The sequence below is a fragment of the uncultured Litoreibacter sp. genome, assembly GCF_947501785.1.
Classification (GTDB): domain Bacteria; phylum Pseudomonadota; class Alphaproteobacteria; order Rhodobacterales; family Rhodobacteraceae; genus Litoreibacter.
Genome location: NZ_CANMXB010000003.1, coordinates 1 through 13,450, shown reverse-complemented (window position 1 = coordinate 13,450; position 13,450 = coordinate 1). Strand labels below are relative to the sequence as shown.

Sequence of the window (13,450 nt, the reverse complement as noted above, 5' to 3'; positions counted from 1 at the left end):
CAAGAAGCGCAGCGTTTTTGACATCAATTTCGAACCGGACGCTGAGGAGGCGGATGACAAAAGGTTCCCCGCGGGGAACCCTGGCGCGCCGGAAACCAAGTCGTTCAACGTGCAAGGGCATCCGCGGCAAAATGACGAACCCGCGCGGCGCGGCCCGATGGCAAGCGCGATTTCCGAAGCCGCCGAGGCAACGCAGGAACGGGCAGGGGCGGAGGCCGCGATCCGCGCCGAAAATGATGCGCTTGCGCATGAGCATGTCCGGCTGAAAAAGCTGGGGTTGATCACTGACCTGATCGACGTTTCCGACGTGGTGATCACAAAACTGACACGCGACCGCTCGGCGAATGTTGATCCTGAGCTGGCCGAGCTGAAAGACTCTATCGTTGCGGTTGGGCTCTCAAATCCGATCAGGGTGGAACAAACGGATGCGGGCTATGAGCTGATCCAAGGGTTCCGCCGGCTGAACGCATTTCGCGAACTGGCCGCCGAAACGGGCGATGCGCGCTACACCAAAATTCCCGCCGCCCTGGTTCCCCGCGGGGAACCTTTGGAAGATCTCTACCGCAAGATGGTCGACGAGAATCTGGTGCGCAAAGACATCTCGTTTGGCGAGATGGCTCAGCTGGCGCTGTCCTACGCCAAGGACATGGATATGGAGCCCGGCAAGGCGGTGAAGGTGCTCTATGCCTCGGCCCTGAAACAGAAGCGGTCCTATATCCGGCAATTTGCGCGTGTGCTGGAAGGGTTGGACGGCGCGTTGCGTCATCCCGAGGTCCTGCCGCGCGCGCTGGGCATCGAGCTGTGCAAGGTGTTTGACGCCGATCCCGACCGGGCAGAGCTGGCGGCGGAGACGCTGCGGGCGGTTCCCGACAGGGACGCGGAGCTGGAACTGACTTTGCTGCGCGCGCTCGCCGAACAAGGCTCTGTTCCTGCCCAAAACGCGTCAAAGGAGGTGCCACCGTCCGTGTCCAAAACCACCCTGCGGCTGAACCGGCCGGAAGGGGAAGCGCGGATCATTGCCCAGGACGGACGGGTCGAGATCCGGCTGCCGCGCGATTTCTCGGCGATTGACCGCGAAAGGCTGCAACGCGGAATTGAGACGTTTTTAGAGAGCCTTGGAGAGTGATATTGCCATTTGGCATTAAAGTGTCTATGTAATGCCATATGGAGAAAGCCTTATGACCCTACATCACGTCACCACCACCGCGCCGGAGTTTGTGCCGGAACCGATCACCGACGCGGAAGCCGCCGCGATGTTTCGCGCCGCGGTAAACCTGTTTGGCCTGTGGAACATCACGGATGAAGAAGCGGCGGTGCTGCTGGACCAACCCGTGCGGACCTACCGGCGCTGGAAATCCGGCGCGTTGGGGCGGATCAACCGGGATGGCAAGGCGCGGCTGTCGAACCTGATGGGGCTGCACAAGGGTCTGCGCATCATCTTCCGCGAACCGCAGCGGGCCTATGGCTGGGTTAAAGCCGAAAACGCCGCGTTTCAGGGTCGGTCCGCGCTGGACGTGATGCTGGGCGGGGAGCTGACCGATCTGATGCGGGTGCGCCGCTATGTGGATGCCGAGCGGGGCGGCTGGTGACGGCAGACGCCGCGCCGCCTGTCGCGCATGTCGCATGGGACGGCGCGGTGCGCATCATTCGCAGCCTCTACCCGCCGATTGATTTGTTTGAGGACATTGCCGACCCGGCCGATTGGCCGCTGCTGATCTCGGCCGAGCAGAAGACCAACCCGCGGCTGATGGAGACGATTGGCAATCTCGATCTGGTGCCGCCTGACCGGCGCGTGTCGGGGCAGGGGGCCAGCTACCTGATGGCCCCGTTTACCCATGTCAGCACCGACCGGCCCAGCCGCTTTTCTGATGGCTGGTTCGGGGTGCTCTACATTGCCGAGGATTTTGAAACCGCGCTTTATGAGACCACGCATCATCACGCCGCCTTCATGGCGCGCACGGCGGAGGCCCCGGGCTGGACGTCGCAGTTTCGGGAGCTGATCCTACCGGTAGACGGCGACCTGCACGACCTGCGCGGGCCCGGCAATGACGCGTATCTGCGCCCCGACGATTACAGCGAAAGCCAGCCCCTTGGGCGCGGCCTGCGCGACGCGGGGTCGGACGGGATCTGTTACCCCAGCGTGCGCGGCACCGCCGATTGCGTGGGGCTGTTCTACCCTGACCTGGCCGGCCCCCCGATGCAGGGCCGGCATCTGGATTACCATTGGGACGGGCAGCGGGTCGACATGTTCCGCGACCGCACCAATGACAGCGTTTACCGGATCGAAGATTAACATGGCGGGCGGCGCGTCAGACTATCTCGCCGCGGCGGAGCGCAGGGCAGGGCAAGACTTACCGCAGGGCCCGCCCCTCGATCTGAACGGCATCGGAATTGTCGGCGGCGGCACCATGGGCGCGGGCATCGCGGCGGCGGTGTTGCTGGCGGGGTTGCCGGTGTGGATGGTCGAACGCGACGCGCGCAGCGTCGATGCGGGGCGGGGCAGGGTGCTGGCCATTTTGGCCGACAGCCTGACGCGCGGGGTGATAGACGCCGACGACCATGCGCGGCTGGTCGCGCAGTTTTCCGCAAGCGCGGACTATGAAAGCCTGTCGCAGGCTGATCTGGTGATCGAGGCGGTGTTCGAAGACCTGGCCCTGAAACGCCGTGTGTTCGAGACGCTGGACACCGTCGCCAAACCGGGCGCGGTACTGGCCAGCAACACCTCTTACCTGGATGTGGGCGCAATCGCCGGGTCGGTGCGCGACCCGGCGCGGGTGATCGGGCTGCATTTCTTTTCCCCCGCCTACATCATGAAGCTGCTCGAACTGGTGGTGCCGGACGGCGCGTCGGACGCAGCTGTTGCCATGGGGGCCGCGTTGGGGCGGCGGCTGCGCAAGGTCGTGGTGCCATCGGGCGTGTGCGACGGCTTCATCGGCAACCGCATCATGGCCGCCTACCGCCGCGCCTGCGACGAGATGGTCGAGGACGGCGCCTTGCCCCACGAGGTGGACCGCGCGATGCGCGATTTCGGGTTTCGCATGGGTGTGTTCGAAATGCAGGATTTGGCGGGGCTCGACATCGCCTGGGCGATGCGCAAACGCCGCGGGCGGGTGCCCGGTCAGCGCTACGTCGCCATTGCCGACCGGCTGTGCGAACTTGGCCGGTTCGGCCGCAAGGCGAGGCAGGGGTGGTATCGCTACGACGACGGCAAAACCCCGGTGGTGGACCCGCAGGTCACTGCGCTGATCGAAGCGGAATCGGCGCGCCTTGGCATCACTCGCGCCCCGCATAGCGCCGCCGGCATCATGGCTCAGATATTGACGGTCATGCAGTCCGAAGGCCGCGCCGTTTTGAAAGAAGGCATCGCGGCCCGCGCCTCTGATATCGACGTTGTCATGGTGAACGGCTACGGTTTCCCGCGAGACAAAGGCGGGCCGATGTATATGGCGGACGGGGCAGGGGAGACAACATGACCGACTGGGACGACGCATATGCCAACATGGCCCATGTGCCGGGGTCCGAGGCCCTGCCGGGCCAATGGGAAGCCGACGCAGCGGCATACCGGGAAGGTGGCGTGCGGATTGAGGAACACGCCTACGGCACCCACCCGCGCGAACGGCTGGACATGGTGTGGCCCGACGGCAAGGCCAAGGGGCTGGCGGTGTTTGTGCATGGCGGCTACTGGATCCGGCTCGACAAATCCTTGTGGACCCATTTCGCCGAGGGCGCGCGCGCCAATGGCTGGGCGGTGTGCCTGGCGCAATACACGTTGGCGCCCGAGGCCCGGATCGCCGAGATCACGCAGCAGGTCGGCCGTGCGATTGCCTTTGCGGCGGGGCTGGTGGGCGGCCCCGTCAGGCTGGCCGGGCATTCGGCGGGCGGGCATTTGGTCAGCCGCATGATTTGCGACGATACGCCTTTGGATGGCGCGGTGCTGGACCGGCTGGAGCACACGTTGTCGATCAGCGGCTTGCACGACCTGCGCCCGCTGATGTGGACCGCGATGAATACCGACCTGCGGCTGGACGAGGCGGAGGCGCGACAGGAAAGCGCCGCACTGCACCGCCCTGAGACGCGCGCCAACCTCACCGCATGGGTGGGCGGCGGGGAGCGGCCGGAATTCATCCGCCAAGCGCAGCTGCTGGCGACGATGTGGCAGGGGCTCGGGGCCGAGGTGGCCTGTGTGGTGGACGGGGCGCACAACCATTTCTCGGTCATCGACGCGCTGAAAGACCCCGGCAGCGACCTGACGCGGGCCTTCGCCCCATGACCGGCTACAACCCCGAAGACGAGGGCGCGCAAATGTCCTTTGCCAAGGACATGTCCTATATCGACTACCTGTCGCTGGACCCGATCCTGGGCGCGCAAAACCTGCAATCCGACGCGCATGACGAAATGCTGTTTATCATCCAGCACCAGACGTCTGAGCTGTGGATGCGGCTGTGCCTGCACGAATTGTCGGTGGCCCGCGACGCGCTGCGCCGGGGGCAGTTTCAGCAAAGCTTCAAAATGCTGACCCGCGTGGCGCGCATCTTCGAGCAGCTCAACAACGCCTGGGACGTGCTGCGCACCATGACGCCCAGCGAATATACCGAGTTTCGCAACGACCTTGGGGCCTCCTCGGGGTTTCAGTCGCATCAATACCGGCTGATCGAGTTCATCCTGGGCAACCGCAACCGCGCCATGATGAAGGTGCATGAACACCGCCCCGAGCTGCACCACATGCTGGGGCAGGAATTGGGCACCAAGTCGCTGTATCATGTCGTGCTGGACCGACTGGGGGAGGCGTTGGACACCCCATTCCCGCCAGAGGCGTACCAGCTGGACGCACCGCACAAAGCGCATGACGCCGTGGCCGCTGCATGGATCACCATCTACGAAGACCCGCACGCCCATTGGCATTTGTATGAGCTGGCCGAAAAGCTGGTGGACCTGGAGGATTACTTCCGCCGCTGGCGCTTCAACCACGTCACCACCGTGGAACGCATCATCGGCTTCAAACGCGGCACGGGCGGCACGTCGGGGGTGAAATACCTGCGTCGGATGCTTGAGGTCGAGCTTTTCCCCGAACTCTGGAATATACGAGGCGCTTTGTGACCAAACTCCCGATGAAGGACCGGTTTTCCCTGCCCGAGGGGATGATTTATCTGGACGGCAACTCCCTTGGGCCGCTGCCCGTGGGCGTGACCGAGCGTATCGGCTCCATGCTGCAAAACGAATGGGGCGCGCATCTGATTAAGGGATGGAATCTGGACAATTGGATGGGCCAGCCCGCCAGCGTGGGCAACACCATCGCGCGGCTGATCGGCGCGGGGCAGGGGACCGTGACGATGGGCGACACCCTGTCGGTGAAGGTCTATCAGGCGTTGTCAGCGGCGCTGAAGATGCGGCCCGACCGGCGGGTGATCCTGTCCGACAGCGGCAACTTCCCGTCGGACCTTTATATGGCCGAAGGGCTGATCCGTCAGCTGGACCGCGACTACGAGCTGCGGCTCGTGGCCCCGGAAGAGGTCGCAACCTCCATGGCTGACGACGTGGCCGTCGCCATGATCACGCAGGTCGATTACCGCACCGGGCGCTTGCACGATATGGCCGGCGTGACGAAGGCGGCGCATGACGCGGGCGCGGTGATGTTGTGGGACCTGGCCCACACCGCAGGCGCGGTGCCGATGGATCTGACCGGCTGCGGCGCGGAGTTTGCGGTGGGTTGCACCTATAAATATCTCAACGGCGGCCCCGGCGCGCCTGCGTTCATCTACGCCCGTCCCGACATTGTGGTGGGCATTGAACCCGCGCTTGCAGGCTGGCTGGGCCATGACGCGCCGTTCGCGTTTGAGCAGACCTACCGCCCCGCAGGCGACATTGAACGCATGCGCGTGGGCACGCCGCCGGTGATCCAGATGACCGCTTTGGAAGAGGCGCTGAAGGTCTGGGAAGAGGTCGATATGGCCGACCTCCGCACCGCCTCGATCCGGCTATGCGACTTGTTCATTGCGGAAGTTGAGGCGCGCTGCCCTGCCCTGACATTGGCCAGCCCGCGCAACGGCGCGGAGCGCGGCAGCCAGGTCTCCTTCGCGTTTGAGCATGGCTACGCGGCGATGCAGGCGCTGATTGCGCGCGATGTGATCGGCGACTTCCGCGCGCCCAACATCATGCGGTTTGGCTTCACGCCGCTTTACATCGACGAGGATGACGTGCGCGGCGCGGTCAATATCCTGGCCGACATCCTCGACAACCGGCTGTGGGACCGCCCGGAATACCACCAGAAAAGCAGGGTGACATGAGCGATTTAGAGACGAAGCCCGACCAGATCGCGCAGGCCGAGATTTACCTGCCGGTCACAGACCTGAAGGAAGAACTGCCCTTCTTCCTGACCATGCTGGGCTTCCGGCTGGACGAGATTTTCCCGGCAGATGACCCGGCGGTTGCCCTGATCTCCGGCCATGGGCTGCGCATTCGGTTGGACCGCGAATTTGATCAACCACCGGGCAAGGTGCGGCTGCGCTGCGATGACCCGGGCAGCTTTGCGGGCGGCAAAACCAATCTCACCTCACCGGGCGGCAACTTGATCGACATAGTGGACGCCAACCCGCCTTTGGACATGCCAGAGACGCAGCACTCCTTCATGGTGCGCCACCTGCGCGACAGCGATGCGTGGGTGATTGGCCGCGCGGGCATGCGCTACCGCGACCTGATCCCCGACCGCTTAGGCGGGTCGATCATCGCCTCCCACATCCGCATCCCCGATGGCGGGCCGGTGCCTGACATGGTGCATTACCACACGGTCGGGTTTCAGCTGATCTTTTGCCTCAAGGGCTGGGTGCGGCTGGTCTATGAAGATCAGGGCGACCCGTTCATTCTGGAGGCCGGCAATTGCGTGATCCAGCCGCCGATGATCCGCCACCGGGTGCTGGAGGCCTCCGACAATGTCGAGGTGCTGGAAATCGGGGTGCCCGCCGAACATATCACCACCATCGACCACGAGATGGAGCTGCCCAACGGCGCGGTGAACCCCGATCGCAAATGGCAGGGCACCCGCTTCATCCATCACATGCAGGACGGCGCGGTTTGGGCCCCTTGGCGCATCCCCGGTTGGGACAGCCGCGACACCGGCATTGGCGACGCGACCGGCGGCGTGGCGGGTGTGCATGTCGCCCGGCCCGCGGGCGATCACGGCGCATGGACCAGCCACAACACCGACATTCTGTTCACCTTCGTCAAAGAGGGCGCGTTGACGCTGGATGTTGCCAGCCAAACCCCGCACCCGCTGGCCGCAGGCGACGCTTTCGTGCTGCCGCCGTTCCTCAAGGCCCGCTACAGCGACGCCACCAAAGACTGCGAGCTGATCGAGGTCGCCTTACAGGCGGCCTTCACCACCGAGATTGACGGCTGAAAGCCTGACATAACAACATAACTCTCCTTATGCGCCGTGATCCGATTGGCGGGATCCGCGGCCCTAACGGGCCGAAACCGCGCCGATTGTCTCCCGATCGTGTATTATGGGTGGCCGACATTGTGTCACCGCCAACTCATGCTAGGTTGGTTAATGTTATTCTAGGTCGTTTTAACGAAGGCAGCGGATTATGAACGCGATATTTTCGCAGGACGCGCGGTTGGGGCAGCTGACCACGGTGTTGGGCAAGGACGTCCTTGTGCTGCTGCGCTTCACCGGCACCGACTATGTCAACGACCTGTTTGAGTACACGGTCGACTGCCTGTCGACCCAGCAAAACATCGACTTTGACCAGATCATCGGCACCCATGCGTCGGTGCAGATCAACAGCCAGAACAACGGGCCGCGCCATTTTGACGGTATCGTCACCCAGGCCATCTGGTCGGGCGCGGGCGAAAACGGCCACAAGTATCAGCTGACCCTGCGGCCGTGGTTCTGGCTGGCCGGTCGTCGCCGCAACCAGCGCATTTTCCACAACATGACCGTGGTGCAGATCATCGAAAAGCTGCTGCAGCCCTACGCCGCGCTGGGCGACCCTGCCCTGCAGGTCGACCTGGTGGAAGATTACCGGGTGCTGGAATACACCGTGCAATACCGCGAAAGCGACATGGAATTTGCCATGCGCCTGATGGAGCGGTTCGGCATCTCCTACCATTTCCGCCATGCCCATGGCAGCCACACATTGGTGCTGACCGACGCGGTCGACAGCCATGACATGGTGGCGGGCAGCAGCCGCGTTTACAAACCCTATGACGGGCATCACAACACCGAAAACGAGCACTTCTGGGGCTGGTTCCCCGAACGCCGCCTGACCACCGGCGCGATGCGGCTGACCGATTACAACTTCAAGACCCCCAACGCCGCCATGGAGGTGGACCGCACGGGCGACGCCAAATACGAGCAGGGGCAGATCGAAAGCTACGACTACCCCGGCGACTATCTGGAGCAGGGCGTGGGCAAGGACGTGGTCGGGCTGCGCACCCTGGCCGAGCGCGGCCAGGACCGCCGGCACCGCGCGGTGGGGGATTGCACCTCGCTGGGCGCGGGCATGCGGCTGAGCCTGACCGGCGATCATGTCGACGGGGTGAAGGGCGCCGATTACCTGTGCCTGACCGCGTCGCATAGCTACGTCTCTGACGCCTACGGCACGATGGACAGCGAGGCGCAGAAGCAGGGATCGGACGGCTACGCCTATACGGGCGCTTATGTGCTGATGCCGGTCACCGCCCCGCTGGCCCCCGAACGCAAAACCCGCATCCCGGTGGTGCAGGGCCCGCAAACCGCGGTTGTCGTGGGCGAGGGAGAGATCGACTGCGACGAATACGGCCGCATCCTAGTGCATTTCCACTGGGATCTGGACGCCGCCTATTCCATGCGCTGTCGGGTGTCGCAGAACTGGGCGTCCAAGGGCTGGGGCGGCATGATCATCCCGCGCATCGGCATGGAGGTGATGGTGGAATTTCTGGAGGGCGACCCCGACAAACCCATCGTCACCGGCTGCGTCTATAACGGCCAGAACGACGCCCCCTACGAGCTGCCAAAGCACAAAACCAAATCGGTGTTTCGCAGCGACACCCACAAGGGCACCGGCTATAACGAGATCACCTTCGAGGATGAACGCAACGAGGAAGAGATCTACGTTCACGGCCAGAAGGACCAGAACATCCACATCGAAAACCACCGGGCGAAACGCATCGACCGCTCGCAGTCGGAATCGGTCGGCAACCACAAAACCATCGAGGTCGCCCGCCACCACAAAGAGGCCATCGGCGGGAATATGCGGCTGGTGGTCGGGGCCGCCAAAAACGGCCAGTTCGGCGCGCGCAGCCTGCTGGGGGAAACCTCCCCCCTCGCCTACAAGGACAGCTTCCTGCGCAAGACGCCCTACCAGATGGACCGGCTGCTGGATGCCGACGCCACGCGCGGCAACATGGAAGTCATCGTCAGCGGCAACAACACGCTTAGCGTGGCGCAGACCATGACCGAAAAGATCGGCAAGGCGCGCATTTCGTCGGTCTACGGGATGCGGCAGGATTACACCAAGGGCACGCTGACCGAGCATGTCGACGGCAACAGGATCGCGCAGGTCGGCAAGGCCGTCAGGCTGCAGGCGGGCACCGACATCACCTTCCAGGTGGGCGCGGCCAGCATCATGATGTCATCTGATGGCAAGGTGCGGATCTCCGGCTCTGATATCGAGGTGCTGGGCAGCTCGTCCATCGTGATGAAGGCCCCAAGGATTGACCTGAACTGATGCGCTTTTTCATTTTCAACCTCGCGCTGATCGGGTTTCAGCTGCTGTTCTCCAACCTGGAGCGGTTCAACCATTATCGGGAGCTGCCCGTGGATGCCGGGCTGCTCATCTATTTCGTCATCAGCTCGCTGATCTTTTACGCCTTCTACCTGCTGGTGCCCGCCAACATCGCCTTCGCGGTTGATCGCGGCGGCTGGGGGCGGCGGCTTTGCGTGGCGGTCGGGCTGGCCGTGGCGGCGGTGCTGATCGGCTTCTTGGTGGTGCGCGCCGGCGGCATGGGCGACGTTACCACCGGCGGCACGGTGATGATCAAGGACGGGGTGCCGCAGCTGCCCTACCACATCTACAATGTTGCGATGACTTTGCTCAGCTACTTCTCGGCTGCGGGGCTGACCGGCTGGCTGCGCCCAACACGGGGGGCCGAGGCATGAGCAAGGTTTCAATCGCGGCGGGCGGCGTGGCTACGGTCCGCTTTGATGACGGGGTCAGCTTCAGCTTCCCCACGGCGATCAACCCCGCCCAGGTCGGCGGCGACGGCTGGCACTATTACGACACCCATTCCGGCGGCGCGCGCGCCATGCCCAATGTCGAAACCCAAGGCGCCAGCTTCATGGGCTATGCGGTGGTGCATTGGTACAAGTACCGGTTCTCGGTCGATGATGTGTGGATGGGGCTGCGCGACTACCCTGCCCTGGAATACACCGATTCCGATTTTGACGAATTCGGCGACCCGGTCTCGACCGGCGACACGACCGTGGTCGATCTGTTCGGCCCGGTGACCCATATCGTCGACAATTCCAAGCGGGTGCTGATCAACCAGACCACCCCGGCGCATTCGCTGCACGAGGGCTATGTCGCGCGCCATGTCTACCAGGTCGGGCCGCGGGTCTTTGTGCAATCGGTCGGGTTTGGCGTGGGCAAATGGGCCCGCGCCAACGAAATCCCCTCGGGCTTTGTCTGGGGCTCGGTGTCGATGAAATCCATCCGCTCGATGGCGGCGCAGTATTTTGAGCAGCGCACCGGCAAGGACGGCATCTTGATGGAGAACGACCCGGAATTTGACAGCATTCCGATGATCACCCGCTAGCGGTCAGTCGACAATCACCACCTCGGACACCGTGCCGTCAATGCTTTGGCAAGCGCGCAGCACCCGGTCGGCCAGATGCGATTGCACATAGGCCGCGTGGAACCGGCTGGGCGCTTTCAATGTCAACCGACCCCCTGCCCTGTCGCCTGCCTGCAGCGCATGGAACCAGCTGCCATAGGTCGCGGGATCTTCCGAATGCAACAGCCCTTGGGCCAGCGACCAATCCGTGCCGTCGGTCACCGATGGGGTGGGCACCACCCCGTTGGGCCGCAGCGGGACAATCTGGGCCTGTTCCGCTTCTTGCGGGCCGCGCAAACGCAGGTCGAAATCGGGGCCGACCTTGGACCAGTCATCGCTTGTTTGGGCAAGAATAGAGTCGAAATCGATGCTGTATTCGGTCACCCTGCCCCGCGCGCCCTGGCGTTTGACGACCAGCCACCCCAATGCACGGAACTTGGCCATTTCGCGCTTAACGGTGCGCTCATCCACAGACCACATCCTGGCAATTTCCCGTTGCCCGACCGCCAGCTCGTCGCGCGCCCAATTGTAGCGCGCCGTGATCAGCGAGATCAGCCGCAGCACCAGCCGGTGGTCATGCTTGCCCCGCGCAAGCGCGTAGGTCGCAAGGGCTGTGAGAATGTCATATTTCCGCGCGGCGGCCTGACGCCCCACGGCTTTGGTTGAAAGCATACCGCCCCCTGAAATCGCATCACTGGTGGTTTGGGTGATGCCTGCCTACTCTTTACAGACCGTTAATGGTCCGTACGCCGGTTTGCGTTTTTGGCAACGCCTTTCCCGATCTATGACTGATTTGCGTCCTCTCGGCCGATTCTGTCAAGCCTTGGTTTGATCAGAGGCCTGTTTCAAATCCAATTCAAAGATGAATCTTGGTATTAATGGTATTGGGGGTCATCTAGGCTGTCCCCTAATAACGCCCTTTTGTCCCCCAATATGCAGCAGGCGTCAAGATCATGTCCCCTATATTTAGACAGAGCTTGGCCCCTCAAAAGGTTCCCCGCGGGGAACCTTTGGCAGGAAAGGAATCACCTCTGCCGTGAAGGACGGCTTGGCCCCCTGCCCGCATCTTGTCGTCCATATTGGAATAATAGCACTTTGCATGAAACGCAAATTAGGCGTAAATCAGAAAAGAGCATGAAAAAGCGTCTTGCCGTTTTTCCGCAAATTGGGGCCAAAGGTTCCCCGCGGGGAACCTTTTGAGACGGAACAAACACCAAAAAGGTTCCCCGCGGGGAACCTTTATAGAGGGCAAACCGGATGTTCGACCACACCGATTTGGCGAAATTGCAGGCGCAATCGCTGAAAATGCAGGGCTATATACGCCAGCAAACCTACTCCCCCGAGATGGAAAAGACGCTGCGGCGGTTTTCCAGCTGGGAGGTGGCAGAGCTGATTTTCAAGATGAACCCGTCAACCCTGCGCGGCCGGCTTGCCGCCGACCCCTCCCTGCCCGAAGGCCAGGTTGAAGAAGACGGCCGGCAACGCTGGTACACGCTGGACGAAATCAACGCGCTGCGCCGCAAGATGAAGGTGAAGAACCGCACGCTGATGCCCCCTCGCCCCGCTGGCAAACGCGCGATCCGCGCGGCGATAGCCAATTTCAAAGGCGGCGCCGGCAAGTCCACGGTCGCGCTGCATTTCGCCCATGCCGCGGCGCTGGATGGCTACCGCGTTCTGTGCGTCGATTTCGACCCGCAGGCGACCCTGTCCCATTCCATGGGGCTGTCTGATGTGGTCGAGGAATACACGGTCTGGGGCATCATGGCCCGCGATCTGATTCGCGAAACCGAACGGATGAACAACGCGCCCGCCGGGGCTGAAAGCGGCACCGCCCTGCCCCGCCGGACCTTGCCCGCCGCGGTGACCGGCATGGGGCTGTCCGACCTGCGTGTCGCCGATTTCATCAAGCCCACCAGCTGGCCTACAATTGATCTGATCCCCAGCTGCGCGAATGCCGCTTTCGTGGAATTCGCCTCGGCGCAGTACCGGCATCTGAACCCCGAATGGTCCTTCTTTGCTTCGGTATCGCGCTACCTCGATCAGCTGCCCGATGATGCTTATGACCTGATCATTTTCGACTGCCCGCCCGCGATTGGTTACCAGTCGATGAACGCCGTTTTTGCGGCCGATGTGCTCTATATTCCGTCCGGTCCGGGCTATTGGGAATATGACAGCACCACCAGTTTCATTGGCCAATTGTCCGAAGCGCTGGAAGATCTTGGGCGATTCAAAGGGGGGCTGCCGGATGGCGGCAATGTAGAGAAGGCCTTCCTTGATCTGAAATTCTTACTGACCCGTTACGAGCCCAACAATGATTTGCACCGCGCGATGCGTTCAGCATTTGGTCAGGTCTTTAAGGGACATGTGGCGGAGCACCCGATCGAGATGACCCGCGCGGTCGAGCAATCCGGCCGCTTCCTGTCTTCCGTCTACGAGATCGACTACCGCCAGATGACGCGGGAGACATGGCGGCGCGCGCGGGCGTCCTTTGACCGGGCCTATGACGAATTCAGGGACAATCTTGTTGTCGCCTGGGACAAGATGGAGGGCTGATAAATGGCCAAGAAGCGCAGCGTTTTTGACATCAATTTCGAACCGGACGCTGAGGAGGCGGATGACAAAAGGTTCCCCGCGGGGA

General features: G+C 62.8%; 13 protein-coding genes. 12 read left to right on the top strand and 1 reads right to left on the bottom strand.

Annotated features, from left to right (window positions below):
- The 11 genes from Q0899_RS19370 to Q0899_RS19320 form a co-directional block, all read left to right on the top strand.
- Positions 1 to 1,126 (top strand): ParB N-terminal domain-containing protein (locus tag Q0899_RS19370; RefSeq protein ID WP_299195623.1); only part of this gene is annotated, 1,126 nt, incomplete at its 5' end.
- A gap of 52 nt (positions 1,127 to 1,178) precedes the next feature.
- On the top strand, positions 1,179 to 1,589 hold the full coding sequence (locus tag Q0899_RS19365; protein WP_298299667.1) for an MbcA/ParS/Xre antitoxin family protein: 411 nt from the start codon (positions 1,179 to 1,181) through the stop codon (positions 1,587 to 1,589).
- Positions 1,586 to 2,293 carry an RES family NAD+ phosphorylase gene (locus Q0899_RS19360; protein WP_298362868.1) on the top strand — a complete coding sequence of 236 codons (708 nt, stop codon included), beginning with the start codon at positions 1,586 to 1,588 and terminating at the stop codon, positions 2,291 to 2,293. Before Q0899_RS19365 ends, Q0899_RS19360 begins: the two co-directional genes overlap by 4 nt.
- Positions 2,265 to 3,473: a 3-hydroxyacyl-CoA dehydrogenase family protein gene (locus tag Q0899_RS19355; RefSeq protein WP_299195618.1), complete on the top strand. Its 1,209-nt coding sequence runs from the start codon at positions 2,265 to 2,267 to the stop codon at positions 3,471 to 3,473. The genes Q0899_RS19360 and Q0899_RS19355 overlap by 29 nt, the downstream gene beginning before the upstream one ends.
- The gene (locus Q0899_RS19350) at positions 3,470 to 4,270 is read left to right on the top strand and encodes an alpha/beta hydrolase (protein WP_299195614.1); all 801 of its coding nucleotides are present in this window, start codon (positions 3,470 to 3,472) and stop codon (positions 4,268 to 4,270) included. The genes Q0899_RS19355 and Q0899_RS19350 overlap by 4 nt, the downstream gene beginning before the upstream one ends.
- Positions 4,267 to 5,097, top strand: coding sequence for a tryptophan 2,3-dioxygenase family protein (locus Q0899_RS19345; RefSeq protein ID WP_299195610.1), 831 nt, complete (start codon positions 4,267 to 4,269; stop codon positions 5,095 to 5,097). Before Q0899_RS19350 ends, Q0899_RS19345 begins: the two co-directional genes overlap by 4 nt.
- 11 nt (positions 5,098 to 5,108) lie before the next feature.
- Complete coding sequence (gene kynU / locus Q0899_RS19340; protein WP_299195625.1) at positions 5,109 to 6,284, top strand: kynureninase; 1,176 nt, start codon at positions 5,109 to 5,111, stop codon at positions 6,282 to 6,284.
- Positions 6,281 to 7,393, top strand: a complete 1,113-nt coding sequence (locus Q0899_RS19335) for a cupin domain-containing protein (RefSeq protein WP_299195608.1) — start codon at positions 6,281 to 6,283, stop codon at positions 7,391 to 7,393. Before kynU ends, Q0899_RS19335 begins: the two co-directional genes overlap by 4 nt.
- A gap of 190 nt (positions 7,394 to 7,583) precedes the next feature.
- Positions 7,584 to 9,707, top strand: coding sequence for a type VI secretion system Vgr family protein (gene tssI / locus Q0899_RS19330; RefSeq protein WP_299195605.1), 2,124 nt, complete (start codon positions 7,584 to 7,586; stop codon positions 9,705 to 9,707).
- Positions 9,707 to 10,138, top strand: a complete 432-nt coding sequence (locus Q0899_RS19325; protein ID WP_299195602.1) for a hypothetical protein — start codon at positions 9,707 to 9,709, stop codon at positions 10,136 to 10,138. The genes tssI and Q0899_RS19325 overlap by 1 nt, the downstream gene beginning before the upstream one ends.
- Entirely contained in the window at positions 10,135 to 10,794 is a 660-nt protein-coding gene (locus Q0899_RS19320; RefSeq protein WP_298299643.1) for a hypothetical protein, read from the top strand. The genes Q0899_RS19325 and Q0899_RS19320 overlap by 4 nt, the downstream gene beginning before the upstream one ends.
- 3 nt (positions 10,795 to 10,797) lie before the next feature.
- On the opposite strand, the gene Q0899_RS19315 is transcribed toward Q0899_RS19320, so the two are convergent.
- Positions 10,798 to 11,484, bottom strand: coding sequence for a DnaA N-terminal domain-containing protein (locus tag Q0899_RS19315; RefSeq protein WP_299195599.1), 687 nt, complete (start codon positions 11,482 to 11,484; stop codon positions 10,798 to 10,800).
- Positions 11,485 to 12,069: 585 nt separating this feature from the next.
- Between Q0899_RS19315 and Q0899_RS19310 the strand changes: the two genes are divergently transcribed.
- Positions 12,070 to 13,365: an AAA family ATPase gene (locus tag Q0899_RS19310; protein WP_299195596.1), complete on the top strand. Its 1,296-nt coding sequence runs from the start codon at positions 12,070 to 12,072 to the stop codon at positions 13,363 to 13,365.
- Positions 13,366 to 13,450: the final 85 nt, after the last annotated feature.

Excerpts from the sequence above, each read along its gene's own strand:
- Q0899_RS19325 (WP_299195602.1), top strand. The coding sequence starts at position 9,707 with ATGCGCTTTTTCATTTTCAACCTCGCGCTGATCGGGTTTCAGCTGCTG.
- Q0899_RS19345 (WP_299195610.1), top strand. The coding sequence starts at position 4,267 with ATGACCGGCTACAACCCCGAAGACGAGGGCGCGCAAATGTCCTTTGCC.
- Q0899_RS19355 (WP_299195618.1), top strand. The coding sequence starts at position 2,265 with ATGACAGCGTTTACCGGATCGAAGATTAACATGGCGGGCGGCGCGTCA.
- kynU (WP_299195625.1), top strand. The coding sequence starts at position 5,109 with ATGAAGGACCGGTTTTCCCTGCCCGAGGGGATGATTTATCTGGACGGC.
- tssI (WP_299195605.1), top strand. The coding sequence starts at position 7,584 with ATGAACGCGATATTTTCGCAGGACGCGCGGTTGGGGCAGCTGACCACG.
- Q0899_RS19365 (WP_298299667.1), top strand. The coding sequence starts at position 1,179 with ATGACCCTACATCACGTCACCACCACCGCGCCGGAGTTTGTGCCGGAA.
- Q0899_RS19315 (WP_299195599.1), bottom strand. The coding sequence starts at position 11,484 with ATGCTTTCAACCAAAGCCGTGGGGCGTCAGGCCGCCGCGCGGAAATAT.
- Q0899_RS19310 (WP_299195596.1), top strand. The coding sequence starts at position 12,070 with ATGTTCGACCACACCGATTTGGCGAAATTGCAGGCGCAATCGCTGAAA.
- Q0899_RS19320 (WP_298299643.1), top strand. The coding sequence starts at position 10,135 with ATGAGCAAGGTTTCAATCGCGGCGGGCGGCGTGGCTACGGTCCGCTTT.
- Q0899_RS19350 (WP_299195614.1), top strand. The coding sequence starts at position 3,470 with ATGACCGACTGGGACGACGCATATGCCAACATGGCCCATGTGCCGGGG.
- Q0899_RS19335 (WP_299195608.1), top strand. The coding sequence starts at position 6,281 with ATGAGCGATTTAGAGACGAAGCCCGACCAGATCGCGCAGGCCGAGATT.